This is a genomic window from Actinoallomurus iriomotensis, from assembly GCF_030269445.1.
Classification (GTDB): Bacteria; Actinomycetota; Actinomycetes; order Streptosporangiales; family Streptosporangiaceae; genus Actinoallomurus; species Actinoallomurus iriomotensis.
Genome location: NZ_BSTJ01000004.1, coordinates 179,350 through 194,428, shown reverse-complemented (window position 1 = coordinate 194,428; position 15,079 = coordinate 179,350). Strand labels below are relative to the sequence as shown.

Sequence of the window (15,079 nt, the reverse complement as noted above, 5' to 3'; positions counted from 1 at the left end):
TGGACCATACGAGGCCGAGTGCGAGGCCACCGCTGAAGTGCGCGACGTCTACGCGGGATACCACAAACGCGGGGTCATGCGGGAAAAGACCCTCAACCGGCTTCTTCGTACTTGCACTGATCACGGGCTTGAAGTGGGCTCGTACGACCGGGAAGTCCTTCGATGGCTCGCTGGACAGAAACCGGAGGCGGCCCAGGTGATCGTCGGCCTGGTCCACCGCGCGGCCGCCCTGAGAGAGCGAGTCGAGCAGGCCTGATGGACGGCGGGTCGATCCGACCTCGACGCCACGAGAACCGGCCGCCCCGTGGCCTGGCTCGTGGCGAGGAGACGGTCGTGAAGGCCCGGCAGGACACTGCCTCCCGACCCGGGAGCTCGCCGGCATCGACACCCGCACCTGGTCTCGTTCCCTCGGAGACGAGCCGATCGCCGTCGCCGACCTGAGAGGTCGTCCGGTGGCGCGGCGGGGTGCGGGCATGCCGTTGATCTTCAACGCGTACTGCGGCCCGTTTCCCGACCCGAGCACGTCAGGTGCCGACATTCGGCCGCATCACCACTGGTCGACCGCGGGCTCCTTGGCGGGCATGGACGACACCGCTTAGGAAGCGGTGCTCATTGAAGAGTTCGAGCCGGATGCGACTCTCATGCGGCGGTGCGCGCCTTCCCCCGACGACGGTCGGGCCGAGGAACCGTCGACCAGGTCCGTGGCCATGGCCCGGCCGGCGAGGCCCGCACCACACTGCCCAACCGTGATGTCGCGGGCGGAGAACTCCTTGAGCCGCCCGATCGCCGCCGACTCGATCCGCGTCCGCGCGTTTGACCGAGTCTCGAGCGTCCCCACGTACACGATCCGGCCACCTGCCGGATCTCCGCGAAGTCCCGGATCATCGTGGATAGGCCGCTCGAAGTCGTACGTTCGGGGGCCGCTCCCGCCGGGGATGTCGCGACCATCGACCATCAGCGAGCGTCTCATGTCCCGCGTGCGCCGATCCATCGGAGAGGGACCGGCGCACGCGCCGTCGTCGGGTGCCGACGACGCGGTCGCAGGCGTCCGGCGAGATGCTCTTCGGCTGCGCGAGGACGCCGCGCTTGATCCATTCGTCACGTCGGTCGCGGATGGTGCTCGCCGGTTCGAATCACCGACCCGGCTCCGCGTCATGCCGTCTTGGCAGGGTTCATGCTCCCGGAGTCCGCGCTCGTGGCGCCGTTCTCGGTCCGTACGCGCTGGACCGCCGCGTCCACGACGATGGCGGCCTCCTCCGCCGGGTCGGCGACCAGCGGGTGGGAGGGGCGGCGGATCCCCAGGATGCTGACGAACAGCGACGCGAAGATCATCTGGAAGCTCATGATGAGCGCGGTGGCGGCCGGCACGACGATGCGCAGCAAGGCGTGCGGGTCGAGCTGGCCGAAGCTGTGGCCCTGCCAGTGGATCAGCGAGGCGACCAGGCCGACGAGACCGGCCAGTGCCAGGAGGCCGCCGACGACCAGACCACGCTCCAGGCTCCAGGACCGGATGACGCGTTGCACCCGCGGGTCGTGAGGAAGGAAGCCCTCTTCCATTGCATAGACCTTGGTCAGTAGGGCTGACAGCACTGCTTGGAAGCCGATCACCAGTATCGCCGAGGCCCCGGCAAGGGTGTCGACGTCGAAGGCGATGTCGCCGACGTGGATCGGGCCCGCGGACAGGGCGATGCCGCCGATCAGTCCGAGGGTCATGAGCAGCAGGCCGGGGATGAGGAACAGCCAGCGGGGGCTGTAGAGCATGAGGAAGCGCAGGTGTCGCCAGCCGTCGCGCCAGGTGCTCAGGTGCGGGGCGCGGGAGCGGCCGTCGGGCGAGAGTGTGGTGGGGACCTCGCGGATGTCGTACTTGGCGAGGGTGCAGCGGACCACCATCTCGCTGGCGAACTCCATGCCGCCGGTCTGCAGGCCGAGCCGCAGGATCGAGTCCCGGCGGAAGCCGCGCAGCCCGCAGTGGAAGTCGCCGATCTTGCTGCGGAAGAACAGCCGGCCGACGAAGCTGAGCACCGGGTTGCCCAGGTACCGGTGCAGCGGCGGCATGGCGCCGGGCGCGATGCCGCCCTTGAAGCGGTTGCCCATGACCAGGTCGGCGCCGTCCCGCAGCTCGGTGAGGAACGGCATCAGCGAGGTGAAGTCGTAGGAGTCGTCGGCGTCGCCCATGACCACGTACGTGCCCCGAGCCGCGCGGATACCGCCCATCAGCGCGTTGCCGTAGCCCTTGGAGGTCACCGGCACGACGCGGGCGCCCGCGTCGCGGGCGAGCTGCTGGCTCCCGTCGGTGCTGCCGTTGTCGGCGATGATGACCTCACCGTCGACGCCGTGCTCAGCGAAGAATCCGAGGGCCTTCCGCACGCATGTCTCTACGGTCTCCGCCTCGTTCAGGCAAGGCATCACCACGGAGAGTTCCATGTCCTGTCCTCCATTGTCCTGTGCCGCCAATTTCCGGGGGTTTCGACTGACCTCGTCATTGTTCCGACAATGGCATGTGTTACCCGTGAAGCCTGCCGTCAAGCGACGACGCGCCGCGAAGCAACAACCTTTAGCCCTACATGAGGACTTCCGGTCGATGCGGCCAATCACGCGCGCAGATGCTCCGTCCAGTATTACGACGCACGTGTCGCATAAATTCCCATGCGTGGAACCGATATCTATCTTCGGAAATGTCCCCTTAGTGGGGATCTTAAATTCCGCGCCGTCGCTTCCATGCGGAGACGTCCGTGATCATTCGGACGTAAGGGCGCCTATCGGGGAGGCTTGGGTGTCGGTCCACACTGGGCCGCCTGTCGGTAGCGTCTTCCACCGCTGTGAATTGGCCCGTAGCGGCTGAAGGTCGGCATCCGTCCGCGTGATGGCCACCCATGTCGAAGCCTGATACATGTGCAGGGGATCTACGTCGCCATCACCGGTCAGCGAGGCGAGGCCGGCCGACCGTGCGGTTGCCTGCAGCATCGGCGCGAGATCGAGGTTCCTCTTGGTGACGTGGAACGCGACCACCCCTCCGGGCCTGAGCTTGCGAACGTACAGCTGGAGCGCCTCACGGGTCAGCAGATGGGTCGGCACCGCGCCGGAATTGAAGGCATCCAAGATGATCATCCCGTACCGGCCGTCGGGGGCCTTGTCCAGCTCGACCCGCCCATCGCCGAGAATCACGTCTACGTCGGCCTGGCTGCCGGTCAGGTAGCCGAACCGTTTCCGAGCGATATCGAGGCTCGCACGGTCGGGTTCGAAGAAATCGATCTGCTGCCGGGCGTGTCCGTAGCTCGCCTCGGCTCCTGTTCCCAGACCGACGACGGAGATGTTCTTGCTCCGATCGCCGTAGTTCGCGAAAAGGTCGCCGAGCGGTCCGGGCCGTCCGTAGTACGAAACGGGCATCGACCGTATGGGAAGCGTTGCGTACTGGTAGCCGCGCATGGTCGCGCCGTCGGAGAGAATCGTCCAGCCACCTTGGGAATAGACCTCGTACGCGCCGAAGAACGTGCGCTCCCGGAAGGAGTCGTCCGGAGTCTGATACCAGAAGAGCGCACCGGTCGTCAGCAGCGCGCCGACCGCCATCACCCGGGGCCGCGATACGGCGAGAACACACCACGGCATGCAACCCGCCACAGCGATCGCGATGAGCCAGTAGCGGCCGAGATTGAGGTCCACCGCGACGACGAGAAGGGGACCGGCGAGCACGAACGACTTGACCAGCCCTTCGATTCCCGGCAGCCGCCATGCCTTGTTCGCGGCCGGTTGCCGGCGCAGCGCCAGGGGCAGGACCGCGAGCGCGGTCATGACCAGCGGAAGCTCCGCGCCCCAGTTGAAGACCATCGGGGCGATGAGGCTGTTGAAGGCGCCGCCGAGCGCGCAACCGAGCGAGACGATCACCAGGAACTCGGTCAGTCGACGCGGAGCCGGCCGGTCCCGCGCCAGGAGGCCATGGCAGGCCAGACCGGCGACGAGGACCAGCGCGAGGCAGAGCGCGATGTCGGCGGCCAAACCGCGGTGGAGATACAGGGTCCACGGAACAACGGCTGCGCTGATCGCCGCGGCCATGACCGTGGGAGTCATCCAGCGCTGGTTCCTCAGACCGAAGGCGATGATGAGCGTTGCGACGTAGAGGGCGAACGGCACCACCCAGATCAGCGGGATCGCAGCGATGTGGGCGGAGATACGCGTGGTAACGCCGAGCATGAGGGACGACGGGATGAAGGCCAGGCCGAGCCAGCGTGCCCTCCGCGCCCAGGAGACCTGCTCGGGCGGGACGGTTTCGGTTCCCGCGGGCGCCTCCGAAAGCCCGGCGAAACGGAATCGCATGACCAGCCCGCACGCGACCGCCAAGGCGATGAACACGCCATAAGCGACCATCCACCAGCGAGCCTGAGTCGCCAAATTCGCCGTCGGCTCGATGACGAGCGGATAGGCGAGAAGCGCGAGCATACCGCCGATATTGCCTGCGGCGAACACGAAGTATGGGTTGTCGGACCGAGGAAGACCTGACGATGAATACCAACGCTGAACGAGTGCTCCGATCGTGGAGAGTGCCGCGATCGGTGCGCCGACGACCATTGTCAGTGTGAGCAGAAGCCAGAGCGCGGGTGAATTCGACCCCACGGTTTGTGACCAGGCCGGCACGGTGAACGGCAGCAGGAAGAGCGGGGCGATGGCCAGCGAAATCTGGATCAGGAGCCGGCCACGGGCGCCGAGCATGCGCTGCGACCAATGCGTATAGGCGTAGCCCATCAGGATCACGACCTGGAAGAAGAAGATCGAAGTGCTCCAGACCATCGGTGATCCGCCGTAGACGGGCGACAGCATTTTCGTCACCATCGGTTCCATGACGAACAACAGACTAGAGCCGATCAAGGCTGTCAGGGCGAAGAGTGTGACCGCGACGCCATCAGGTCCTCTGGTCGGTCTCGCCCCGCCGACGTCGATGCGCGGCGCGACTTCAGCGGCAACACCCATGTCCATACTCCTACAAAAGTCCGAATAAATCGTACGAGTCCATATGTGAATTACTTGCTCGCCCCGGCGGTGCTGCTGTCGCTCTTCCCGGTTCTTGCTTTACAAAACTCGGGCGGACAGACAGGGACCACTCGGGTGTTCATGCATAGTTCCTGATTCAAGTCCGGACCTACCCAAATGCGCGCGAGATGCTGCGCATTGACCCATGTCGTGCGAATATCGGGCCGGGCTTGAACACCGGCGTCTTCGGCGGTTATCCTCCGCCGTGGATCACGGCCGGGTGTGAGGCCGCCCAGAGGTGAGAAAGCGGTGCGTTTGCCGCCATTTGCGGGTCGGCTCGTCGCTACTTACGTGTAGCCGTCGTCTGGGGCCGCGGCCGGCTCTACTTGTGTCGCAGAGTTGACGAACACTTTGTCAATATTTGCCGATTAGCGAGTTCAACACGACGGAGATGCCATGGGATTGCTTGGGGCCACAATATCGCGGGAGAGCTCCGTTTCCGTACCCGCAGGGCTCATGCGTCGCATCCGGCCCTGGCCTCTGCTGCTCCTCGGCGGCTGGATTCTTCAAGTGGGAATCCGGTGGGCGCTTGGCATATATCAGAGAGTTCCAATGCTCATCCCGGACGAGTCGGGATATCTCCTGGCGGCACGGCTGATCACGGGCGGAGCGGCCGGTGATCTCTCCGGGCGGACCTTCTACCAGGCCGGCTACCCGCTCGTCCTCACTCCCGCATTCTGGCTCAGCAGTGATCCGGCGACCGTCTACCGTCTCGTCATCCTCATCAATGCGCTGGTCGGCGCATCGGTCTTCGCACTCGCATACATCGCACTGCGCCGTCTCGACCTACCGCGTGGGCGCTCCTACCTGCTCGCGACCGTGACCGCTCTCCTGCCCTCGCAGCTCTACTACGGCCAGTTCGCCATGAGCGACGCCGTACTGCCGGTGGCGGTCCTCGGCTGGCTGCTCCTCGTACACGCGTGGATCACCAGCGGACGGTTGGGATACGGCGTGGTGGCGAGCCTCGTCGCCGCCTACACCTACTGCGTGCATGGACGGGGCGCGGTCATCGTGGTGGCGCATGCGGGTCTTCTGGTCGCCGTACTGTGGCGGCGCTGGGCGAGCAGGCGGGACATCGTCGTGACGGCCAACGCGCTGGTCGCCGGGTCGGCCGCCGCATGGGCGCTGAACGGCTGGGTGAAGTCACGAATCTATCGGGGTGGCGTCCAGGCGCACGGCGAATGGCTGCTGCATCGGCTGACCAGCCTGGACGGGATGGGGTGGACGATCGGCCTGACCGCCGGAAAGCTCTGGTACCTCATCGTTTCCACGTGGGGCGTCGCAGGCGTCGGCCTGGTGGCCCTCGGCGTAGTGGCTGTTCGCCGTCGCACACCGCCCGCGACCCGGGCGGTGGCGTGCCTCACGCTCGCCACCGTGGTGGGCATCGCGCTTGCCATGTCCGCTGCGACCGCGGACGAGAAGACCGTCGCCAACTTCGCCTATGGCCGGTATCTCAGTTGCCTGGCTCCGGTGGTCTTCCTGGCCGGGGCGGTGTTCGCGACTCGCTGCACGAGAAGGGCGGCCATGTGGGCGGTGCTCGCCTGTGCGGTGCTTGCCTTCGCGACAGCCGGGATCGTGCGGGTGCAAGCCGGCGGTCGGCTGTCCACCCAATTCTTCGGCACGGCCGACTTTCCTGAGATCTGCGTCCTCACCTGGAACTGGAACGCCCTGCAGTTGTGGTTCGCCACGTGGGTCGCGCTGGTGCTGCTGATACTGGCGGCCCTCATCATCACGAGCGGCGGCAGAGACGGATGGCGCATCGTCGCCGTTGGCTTCATCGCTCTCGATCTGACCGTCATGGCCGTGTCCACCGAACGGGAGACCCGGGCGTGGGAGGACAGGATCGAGGCTGCCACGAGCCTGGCCCCGGCCGGACTACGCCCCCAGGACCATGTCGCGGTCAATTATGTCGATCTGTCGTGGAGGATCTGGGTTTCACAGGCCTTCCAAGTACGCAACGGTCTGAAAGCGATTGATCGCTTTCGCCGAGAGACGCTCGCGCCGGATGTGACGCTCGTCATCGTGCCTTGGGACCTGGGGAAGACACCGCAACAGAGCTGGCCCGCCGCCCCACCGAACTGGCGACCTGTGTCGATCCGCCAAAGCTACGCCGGAGACTGGGTCGCCTGGCGCCGTATGGGGTGAGCCCCTCGTGATGAAGCGGGCGATCGGGCTGACGTGTTTCCCAATGCGTTGGTCACCGACGCCCAACTGCGGCCGCTAGAAGGCTAGAGTCTCCCCGAAATCCAGTGGCATATCACGCGAGGATCCGCTCCAGAGAAATCACGTTGTCCTCCGCGTCCTCCGCGTGCGGGAAGTGTAACGCCCCAGCAGCCGCGACGATCGCCATCCCCACAGGTCCTGCCGCGATGGGCCATCCCGCCGTGTGACCTGAGCCCTAACACGGCTCGCTGGATCGAGCGTCTGACCATCGTGGAACAACCGCGAGCAATATGCATTGCTCGACTATTAACTCGGTCATGTACGTCATGGAGGACTGGAGGGGTATCCATATCACAGTTCTATCGGTCCGATGCGATAAAACCCTATCTTCCGACTTTGATACAGCTGTCCAAATTGACTCGTTAAGGAAATAACGGCCGGTCGGCGGATCGGTGACGGCCATGGAATAAATATAGGGCGAATGTGGAAGTCTTCGGTGACTCGGACATAAATGTCTCATGGTCGCACTCTGGAGCCTTCCAATTTCCAGCTAAGCCCTTTTTGGTAGCGCATTACCCGATGGGAACGTTGTTCGCGGCAAGGCCGGGGAATACATGCTATACGGCACTCTGAGTACATATATGAGCGCCCTGTAGGTGAGAGCCATCGCGCCATTCCGAAAAAGAGGAGACCATGCTTAAAAAGACGATCATGGCTACCGGAGTGCTTGCCGCAGTCGGCGGCAGCATTCTCGCAGCCCTTCCCGCGTCTGCCCAGGTTCCCGGGGACGGCTGGGGTGGGGGCAGCAGCGCGCACTCCCGCAGTACTTTCTTCCACGGCCATCGGAACCGTAACTGGAATGGGTCCGAGAACGAGCACTTCAATCACATCAGGCTGCACATCCGCAACCGCAACAACAACATCGCCGTCGCCCGTACTCGACCCAGCCGAGCCGAACAACTAGCGATCATCGAGGCCATCGGACCCACTGGGCCCACCGGCCCGACGGGCCCCACCGGGCCTACTGGTCCGACCGGTGCGACAGGTGCCACTGGTCCGACGGGTCCGACGGGTCCGACCGGTGCGACGGGCGCCACTGGTCCGACGGGTCCAACGGGTGCGACCGGTGCGACGGGCGCCACCGGCCCGACGGGTCCGACCGGTCCGACCGGTGCGACCGGACCCACCGGACCCGCGGGTCCGACCGTGTGCCTCGACTCGACGGTTCAGGGCAATACGAAGTTCGTGTCGTTGACCCGGAACAACCAGGTCTTCGTCGCGCAGGTCGACCTGACGCCGACTCCCGTAAGCCAGGGTTTCCAGAACGCGACCTCGGCGCTCACCCAGCCGCCATTCCAGAACTTCGTGCCGGTCTGCGCAACGGTGACCGTTCAGGGCAACAACCTGCACATTACGGCGCTCGGGGCCGACAACTCGGTCATTCAGACCGCCTGCACGATCAACCCGCTGCCGATCCAGTTCCCGGCCGACTGCTCGGTTCCGATCGTGGTCGGTTCGACGCCGGCCCTGCAGAGGGCCTTTGCCAGAAGCCTCCTGGCCGGCCAGCGGGCGCTCGGTAGGGGGGAAGTCGGCTCATTCGCTACGGGTCGACGCCACCGCTTGGCCGACGCACCGTCGAACGAGGCTGCCGAGGGCAACGGTCTCGCGGTTCGCCACAGCCAGCTCTGGTGAGCCGTAGGGGCTGAACCGTACGACGCTAGATCGAACGAATGGTGATTTCCGGGCATCCTCGATTGCGGGGATGCCCGGACGTCATTGATGAGGACGTGCCTTGTCAGTGATCGTTTCCGTGTGCCTGCATGGTCAGCGGGATCGTCGTGCCGCGTCAGGAAGTCGCGCACGGTCAGGTCGCCTTGCTCACGAGGTCGAGGCCGATCGTCGGCTCGTCCAGCACAAGCAACTCGGGGTCCGCACCAGGGCCGCCGCGAGGTCGTCGCGCATGCGCTGTCCGACGCTGACCGGCGTACCCGCAACCTCAGGGCGTTGCCCGCGGCTGAAAAGAGGGTCGTACTGCGGATCGCCGAGATCACCCGGGTGCCTGAGCCGCTCGATGTAACCGGGGTCCTCGGCAACCTGGTGGAGAACGCCCTGGAGGCGGCGCGGATCGGCCGCCGCCTGTGTGCAGCGGCCACAGCGCCCGCAGGCCGCGAACGCCGGGCGGCCGGGGACGCGGAGACCGGTGGCCGTCCAGTTACCGCTCAGGGCGGTCGGCGCGCCCGCGCGCCGCACCTTCGTGCCGTGGCTGCTGCCCGACGGCCAGGTCGCGGCCGGTGTCGCGCCGAACCAGATGTCCGGCCAGCGTCGGTCGAGGTCGAGTTGCTCGGCGACGGGCTCCGGCCTGCACGTCACCGTCACCGCCTCGGAGGATGGCGTGCCGGCTTACCTCGGGGAGGCCATCTTCCGCGACGCGTATCCAGGCGTCCGGCCGACGGCGGTCCGCCGTGGGCCTCGGCCTCGCGCCGGCCCGCACGGCGGCGCGGGCGCGCGACAGCGACGCAGCCCTCGCCGGCCTGCTCGCACGTAAGCGACGACGAAGTACGAGACTTCTGGCAACGCCTCACGAGCCGCGACACCACTTTCCCCTCGTGACCCGTGCCTGCGGCTGGTGACCTCCTGCGCGTCAGGGGCGTCGCGGTCAAAGAGGGCGAGAACGCCTGCCTCACCGTGACACTCGTGCCCGATGCCGACGATGCGGAACCGAGCTACCTGCTCGCCGCGCCCATCGGTGACATCGCCCCCGTCCTGGTGCCTGCAGATCTCTGGCGGCATCGGCGCCGGATCACCATGAAGATGTTCTATCCGGTAAGTCTTCATTTCGGCATCGATCTGCGGGCCGTCCGGATCCCCAAGGTCGGATGTCGGGTGTGCTGACTGAGCCGAAGTCGCGGGCAGCTCTATCCAGGCAGGTGAACCGTCTCCCGCCAGGACCGGAAACGGTCTCCGATGCCTGGTTCGCCGCCGCGCCCGCCGCGTTGGTGGCCATCCTGGCGAGCGCGGACGGTCGCGCGCAGGACCGGCCGCGCCGGGCATCGACCGCGCCCAGCGGCTGGTCGACCTTCGCCGCAAGGGCATACATGACCAGGCGAACAACGGTCTGGTCGACGCGGACGGGCGGCCGACCGCCGGCTCCTCCACCGGCCCCGGCACTTTCGGCGGCGCACGATCCGAGGTCTCGGACGCTGACGTCGACACGGCCCGAGTCCGCCTCGTTCCCATGGGGCAGGAGGACGTCGAGCAGATCAGAAACCGTTTCGGGTCGATCCACGCAATCTCGTGATCTTCGGCGCGTTGGGCCGGAAATCTTTCCGGCTCAACGATGACGCCGAAGCTGAGAGCAGGCCGTGGCGAAACTGCTCGACGGTGCCGGCGGCGCACCTCGCGCACCTGACAGACCTCGAGTTCGCTCCGTCGTGCGAGGGCCAAGGGTGCGCAGTGGATCGAAAGTGCCATATTTAGAGATATCCGGACTGAACTTCAATCGAACGGCGGACCGGTCGGAGGTCGGCCGACCCTGCGGATCGAGCGTCTGACCATCGTGGAACAACCACGAACGATATGTATTGCTCGACTATTAACTCGGTCATGTACGTCATGGAGGACTGAAGGGGTATGCATCTCACGGCCCCGTCTGGGCCTATGCGATAAATTCCTATTCTCCAACTTGATACAGGTGTCCAAATTGACTCGTTACAGGAAAGAGTGGCCGGTCGGCGTCCTGGTCAGGCGGCCTCCGCCGACTCGGGTGGACGTCGGATAAAGGGCGGCTCGTGGTCGCGGTTGCGTCTGTGACGCTAGCCACCTGCGGTGGGTGCGATGCATGATGTTCAATGCATGAAGGTCGGAATTCTACCCGGTTGACCCCTGCCGCGAAGATCCCGTTGATCTGAGATTTGAACCCGACTTCAGAGTGGAGCTTAGGCTGCTCAACAATGACGAGCGAGTTTCTGTTGTCGATCGCGCGAACGGCCGTTTCGAGCGTGCCGTATGGTCTGCACTTCGGGGCATTCAAATTTCCAGCTAAGCCCTTTTTGTTGGCGCATTACCTGGCGGGCACGTTGTTCACTGCGAGGCATGGGAAGACTCACGATGTGGCACTCCGAATACATATCTGAGCGCCCGTGCGTGAAAGCCATCGCGCCATTCCGAAAAAGAGGAGACCATGCGTAAGAAGACGATCGTGGCTTCCGGAATGCTTGCCGCAGTCGGCGGCGGCGTTCTGACAAGCCTTCCCGCGTCCGCCCAGGTTACCCTGGACGGCTGGCGCTGGGGCCGGGGTAGCAGTGCGCACTCCCGCAGTGCTTACTGGAACCACCATCGGAACCGTAACTGGAATGCGAACGAGAACGAGCACATAAATCGCATTCGTTTCAACGCCAACAGCCGCAATAACGTGATCAACATTATCCGAGGACGCGACGGGCGCGACGGGCTCAACGGGCTCAACGGGCTCAACGGGGCTACGGGTCCCACCGGGCCGACGGGCGCGACGGGCGCGACTGGGCCGACGGGCGCGACGGGCGCGACCGGTCCGACGGGTCCGACCGGTCCCACGGGTCAGACTGGGCCGACGGGTCAGACGGGCGCGACCGGTCCGACAGGTCCGACCGGTCCCACGGGTCAGACTGGGCCGACGGGTCAGACGGGCGCGACCGGTCCGACAGGTCCGACCGGTCCCACGGGTCAGACCGGGCCGACGGGTCAGACGGGCGCGACCGGTCCGACAGGCCCGACCGGTCCCACAGGTCAGACCGGGCCGACCGGTCCCACGGGGGCCACTGGACCGACGGGTCAGACGGGCGCCACTGGGCCGACAGGCCCGATCGGCCCGACGGGTGCCACTGGTCCGACGGGGGCCACCGGCGGTCAGTGCATCGATACGAGCGCCATCGCACAGGCCGGGCCCAAGAACGTCGGGCTCGTCAGTACCGGGCAGGCCTTCGGTGGGAGCGAGACGAACCCGGGTGTGGGTCCGGTCGCGTTCACGCAGATCCCCGGCCTGGTGGGCCAACCGGTCTCCTGCATCTCGCTCGTCACCGTGAGCAACAGTGCGGTGCAGGGCACGTTCGTCACCGCGCGCACGACCGACGGGCGAATCCTCGAGGCCGACTGCCCGACCCAGGGCTTCCCGACCGGATGTGTGAACTTCACTCAGATCGGTGTGGCACCCGCGTTCATGAGGGCTGACCAGCTGCGCGCCCTCGCTGCCCAGCGGCACCAGCCGGCCGAGAGCCCGGTCGGACCGGGCGAGGCTGCCGAGGGTAGCGGTCCCGAGGTTCGCCAGAGCCAGCTCTGGTGAGCCGTAGGGGCTGGACCGTACGACGGTAGATCGAACGAATGGTGATTTCCGGGCATCCTCGATTGCGGGGATGCCCGGCCGTCATTGATGAGGACGTGCCTTGTCAGCGGTCATCTCCCGCGAGCGAGCGGGCGCGATGACCACCCGATGACCGGCTCGGCATCACGAGCGGGTGGGAACCCCGGTCCGGTACAGGCGGGTGATGACATCCTCGATGCCCGGCTCACGTAGGGAGATGTCCTCCACCTCGTACCGGCTCGCGACCGCGGCGACCACCGCCGCGGCGTTGACGTCGGACGGGATGGCGAGCCACTGGCGCGGGCCGTCCGTGCGTACCACTCGCGCGCCGTCCACCTCGATCGGTGGCGCGCTCGCGGCGAGGTCCACGATGAGCAGGCGGTCGACGTCGACGGTCTCCCGCAGCCGCTGCACCGACCCGTCGTAGGTGAGCTGTCCGTGGTCGATGACCATGACGCGGCGGCACAGGCGTTCGACGTCGCCGAGGTCGTGTGTGGTCAGCAGGATCGTGGTGCCCTGTTCCTCGTTGAGCCGGGTCAGGAAAGCGCGCACGGTCGCCTTGCTGATGACGTCGAGGCCGATCGTCGGTTCGTCGAGGACGAGGAGTTCCGGGTCGTGTACGAGTGCCGCGGCGAGATCGCCGCGCATGCGCTGGCCGAGGCTGAGCTGCCGTACCGGGGTGTCCAGGAAGGATCCGAGGTCCAGCAGTTCGGTGAGCTCGGCGAGCCGCGCCCGGTGCACCGAGCGCTCGACCCGGTACAGATGGCGCACGAGGGTCAGGCTGTCGCGCAGCGGCAGGTCCCACCACAGGGTGGTGCGCTGCCCGAACACCACGCCGATGCGCCGGGCGAGGGCCGTACGCTGCCGGGCCGGGTCCAGACCCGCCACACGTATCCGCCCCGACGACGGCGTGAGGATGCCGGTCAGCATCTTGATCGTGGTCGACTTGCCGGCGCCGTTCGGGCCGAGGTAACCGACGAACTCACCCGCCGCGACGGTGAAGGAGATCCGGTCGACCGCGTCCACGAGCGTGCGGCTCCGCCGGAGCAGCCCGGCGCGGCGGCGTACGGCGAAGGACTTGGCGACCTCGTCCACCTCGATCAACGTCAGCTCCCCGTCGACTGGTAACGGCGCAGCCCGCCGCGCCAGGCGAGGGCGGCGAGAACGGACAGCGCCGCCGCGACGAGCGGCGACGCGAAGCGGAAGAACACCGGCAGACCGAGCGGATCGGGCCGGTCCAGGACGTACAGCGCCGGCTCCCAGTTGACGAAGGCCAGCGGCAGCACCCAGGTCAGGCCGCGTAGGACGTCGCGGCCGTAGATGCTCAGAGGGTACTGCGTCAGGAAGCCGCCGCCGTAGGTGATCGAGTTGCCCGCCTGCTTGCCGTCGACGACCGCGAACTGCCACGCGGCGGAGAGCACCCAGAGCGCCCAGAAGATCCACAGGCCGCCCGCGACCATGAGCGGGAGCACCGCCACCCGTACGGGGGTCCAGTGCACGTCCAGGCGGGTGAGCGCCACCACGAACATGGTCCCGGTCGGGATCAGCTTGCCCAGCCGGCGCGGGTTGAAGTCCTCGGTGGCGATCTGCAGGAGCGGGCTCACCGGGCGCAGCAGCACGGTGTCGAGCGTGCCCTTGCGGATGTGCTCGCCGAGCCGTTCGACCGTGCCGAGCGTGATGTCGGCCAGCGAGAAGGACAGCCCCGACGTGCTGTACAGGAACATCACCTCGGCCAGGGAGAACCCGCCGAGCCGGGGCGTGTGCGCGAACATGATCAGGATCGCGACCAGGTCGAGCGAGCTGGACACGGCCTGCGTGAGCAGCAGCATCACCATGGACGCGGGGTACTGCGCGGCCGACCGCATCCAGGTGCCGGCCAACAGCACGTACGTGCGCACGGCCTCAACCATCGTCCACCTCCGGCCTCCGCCGTGCTCTTGATGGACGGTCCGCAGGAGGTGTGAGATCCCTTGGGAGAGCGGGGGACCGGAGACGAGAGGGCGCGGGGATGCACCGATGGCAGCGGGCCGTCGCCGCGGCGTCGGCGGTGGCCCTGGCCGCGTGCTCGCCCTTCGGCGGGAGCGGCGCACCGGTGCGCGGCACGCCGCCGTCCGCGGCCCCATCCGCGTCGGCGCGGGCGTCGGGAACCGGGCACGTCTGCGTCGGGTCCCACGGTTCCAGGAGGGTGCCGAGCCACGGACTGGTGAGTGTCGGCTCCCGGCCGACCGGGGTCGTCGCCGTGTGGTTTCCGGGCATGAACCAGCGGCCGTGCCGGGCCGCGCTGACCCGCGGGAACGCCGTGCTGGCGCGGCGCCTCGCCAAGGACATCAGGGCGGCGCCGAAGTGGCCGTCCGGAACGTTCAACTGCCCGAGCGACGACGGCGCCGGCGCTCGGCTGTACTTCCAGCGGTCCGGGTCCACGCTCGCGGACCTGGCCGACGTCCAGCTCTCCGGCTGCCGGGGAGTCGACGCCCCGGGACGGTCGGCCCGCTGGATGACCGAGCGGCTCCTCCACGACCTCTCGCCGATCGAGCCCGCTCCATGGCGCCCGCGATGACG

General features: G+C 66.8%; 9 protein-coding genes and 1 pseudogene. 5 read left to right on the top strand and 5 right to left on the bottom strand.

Annotated features, from left to right (window positions below):
- Nucleotides 1-1,152 precede the first annotated feature (1,152 nt).
- Both QSK37_RS18195 and QSK37_RS18190 read right to left on the bottom strand, forming a co-directional pair.
- Entirely contained in the window at nt 1,153-2,424 is a 1,272-nt protein-coding gene (locus tag QSK37_RS18195; protein ID WP_285622395.1) for a glycosyltransferase family 2 protein, read from the bottom strand.
- A 312-nt stretch (nt 2,425-2,736) separates the two neighbouring features.
- Nucleotides 2,737-4,962: a polyamine aminopropyltransferase gene (locus QSK37_RS18190; protein ID WP_285622393.1), complete on the bottom strand. Its 2,226-nt coding sequence runs from the start codon at nt 4,960-4,962 to the stop codon at nt 2,737-2,739.
- Between the two features lie 612 nt (nt 4,963-5,574).
- Between QSK37_RS18190 and QSK37_RS18185 the strand changes: the two genes are divergently transcribed.
- Together QSK37_RS18185 and QSK37_RS18180 are read left to right on the top strand one after the other, a co-directional pair.
- A complete protein-coding gene (locus tag QSK37_RS18185; RefSeq protein WP_285622391.1) occupies nt 5,575-7,167 on the top strand; it encodes a glycosyltransferase family protein in 1,593 nt (530 codons plus the stop codon).
- 1,224 nt (nt 7,168-8,391) lie between these two features.
- The gene (locus QSK37_RS18180; protein ID WP_285622389.1) at nt 8,392-8,877 is read left to right on the top strand and encodes a hypothetical protein; all 486 of its coding nucleotides are present in this window, start codon (nt 8,392-8,394) and stop codon (nt 8,875-8,877) included.
- Between the two features lie 175 nt (nt 8,878-9,052).
- On the opposite strand, the pseudogene QSK37_RS18175 reads toward QSK37_RS18180, so the two are convergent.
- A pseudogene (locus tag QSK37_RS18175) lies at nt 9,053-9,171 on the bottom strand (ATP-binding cassette domain-containing protein); the annotation flags it as partial.
- Nucleotides 9,172-9,879: 708 nt separating this feature from the next.
- Between QSK37_RS18175 and QSK37_RS18170 the strand changes: the two are divergent.
- Together QSK37_RS18170 and QSK37_RS18165 are read left to right on the top strand one after the other, a co-directional pair.
- On the top strand, nt 9,880-10,077 hold the full coding sequence (locus tag QSK37_RS18170; RefSeq protein ID WP_285622387.1) for a hypothetical protein: 198 nt from the start codon (nt 9,880-9,882) through the stop codon (nt 10,075-10,077).
- Nucleotides 10,078-12,169: 2,092 nt separating this feature from the next.
- Complete coding sequence (locus QSK37_RS18165) at nt 12,170-12,502, top strand: hypothetical protein (protein ID WP_285622385.1); 333 nt, start codon at nt 12,170-12,172, stop codon at nt 12,500-12,502.
- A gap of 162 nt (nt 12,503-12,664) precedes the next feature.
- Here QSK37_RS18165 and QSK37_RS18160 read toward each other — a convergent pair whose 3' ends face one another.
- On the bottom strand, nt 12,665-13,624 hold the full coding sequence (locus QSK37_RS18160; RefSeq protein WP_285622379.1) for an ABC transporter ATP-binding protein: 960 nt from the start codon (nt 13,622-13,624) through the stop codon (nt 12,665-12,667).
- A 2-nt stretch (nt 13,625-13,626) separates the two neighbouring features.
- A complete protein-coding gene (locus QSK37_RS18155) occupies nt 13,627-14,430 on the bottom strand; it encodes an ABC transporter permease (protein WP_285622377.1) in 804 nt (267 codons plus the stop codon).
- A gap of 98 nt (nt 14,431-14,528) precedes the next feature.
- Between QSK37_RS18155 and QSK37_RS18150 the strand changes: the two genes are divergently transcribed.
- Entirely contained in the window at nt 14,529-15,077 is a 549-nt protein-coding gene (locus QSK37_RS18150; RefSeq protein ID WP_285622376.1) for a hypothetical protein, read from the top strand.
- The last annotated feature ends 2 nt before the right edge of the window (nt 15,078-15,079 follow it).

Bases quoted from the DNA above. Each gene is read 5' to 3' on its own strand.
- QSK37_RS18195 (WP_285622395.1), bottom strand. From the start codon at position 2,424: ATGGAACTCTCCGTGGTGATGCCTTGCCTGAACGAGGCGGAGACCGTA.
- QSK37_RS18190 (WP_285622393.1), bottom strand. From the start codon at position 4,962: ATGGGTGTTGCCGCTGAAGTCGCGCCGCGCATCGACGTCGGCGGGGCG.
- QSK37_RS18185 (WP_285622391.1), top strand. From the start codon at position 5,575: ATGCTCATCCCGGACGAGTCGGGATATCTCCTGGCGGCACGGCTGATC.
- QSK37_RS18155 (WP_285622377.1), bottom strand. From the start codon at position 14,430: ATGGTTGAGGCCGTGCGCACGTACGTGCTGTTGGCCGGCACCTGGATG.
- QSK37_RS18150 (WP_285622376.1), top strand. From the start codon at position 14,529: ATGCACCGATGGCAGCGGGCCGTCGCCGCGGCGTCGGCGGTGGCCCTG.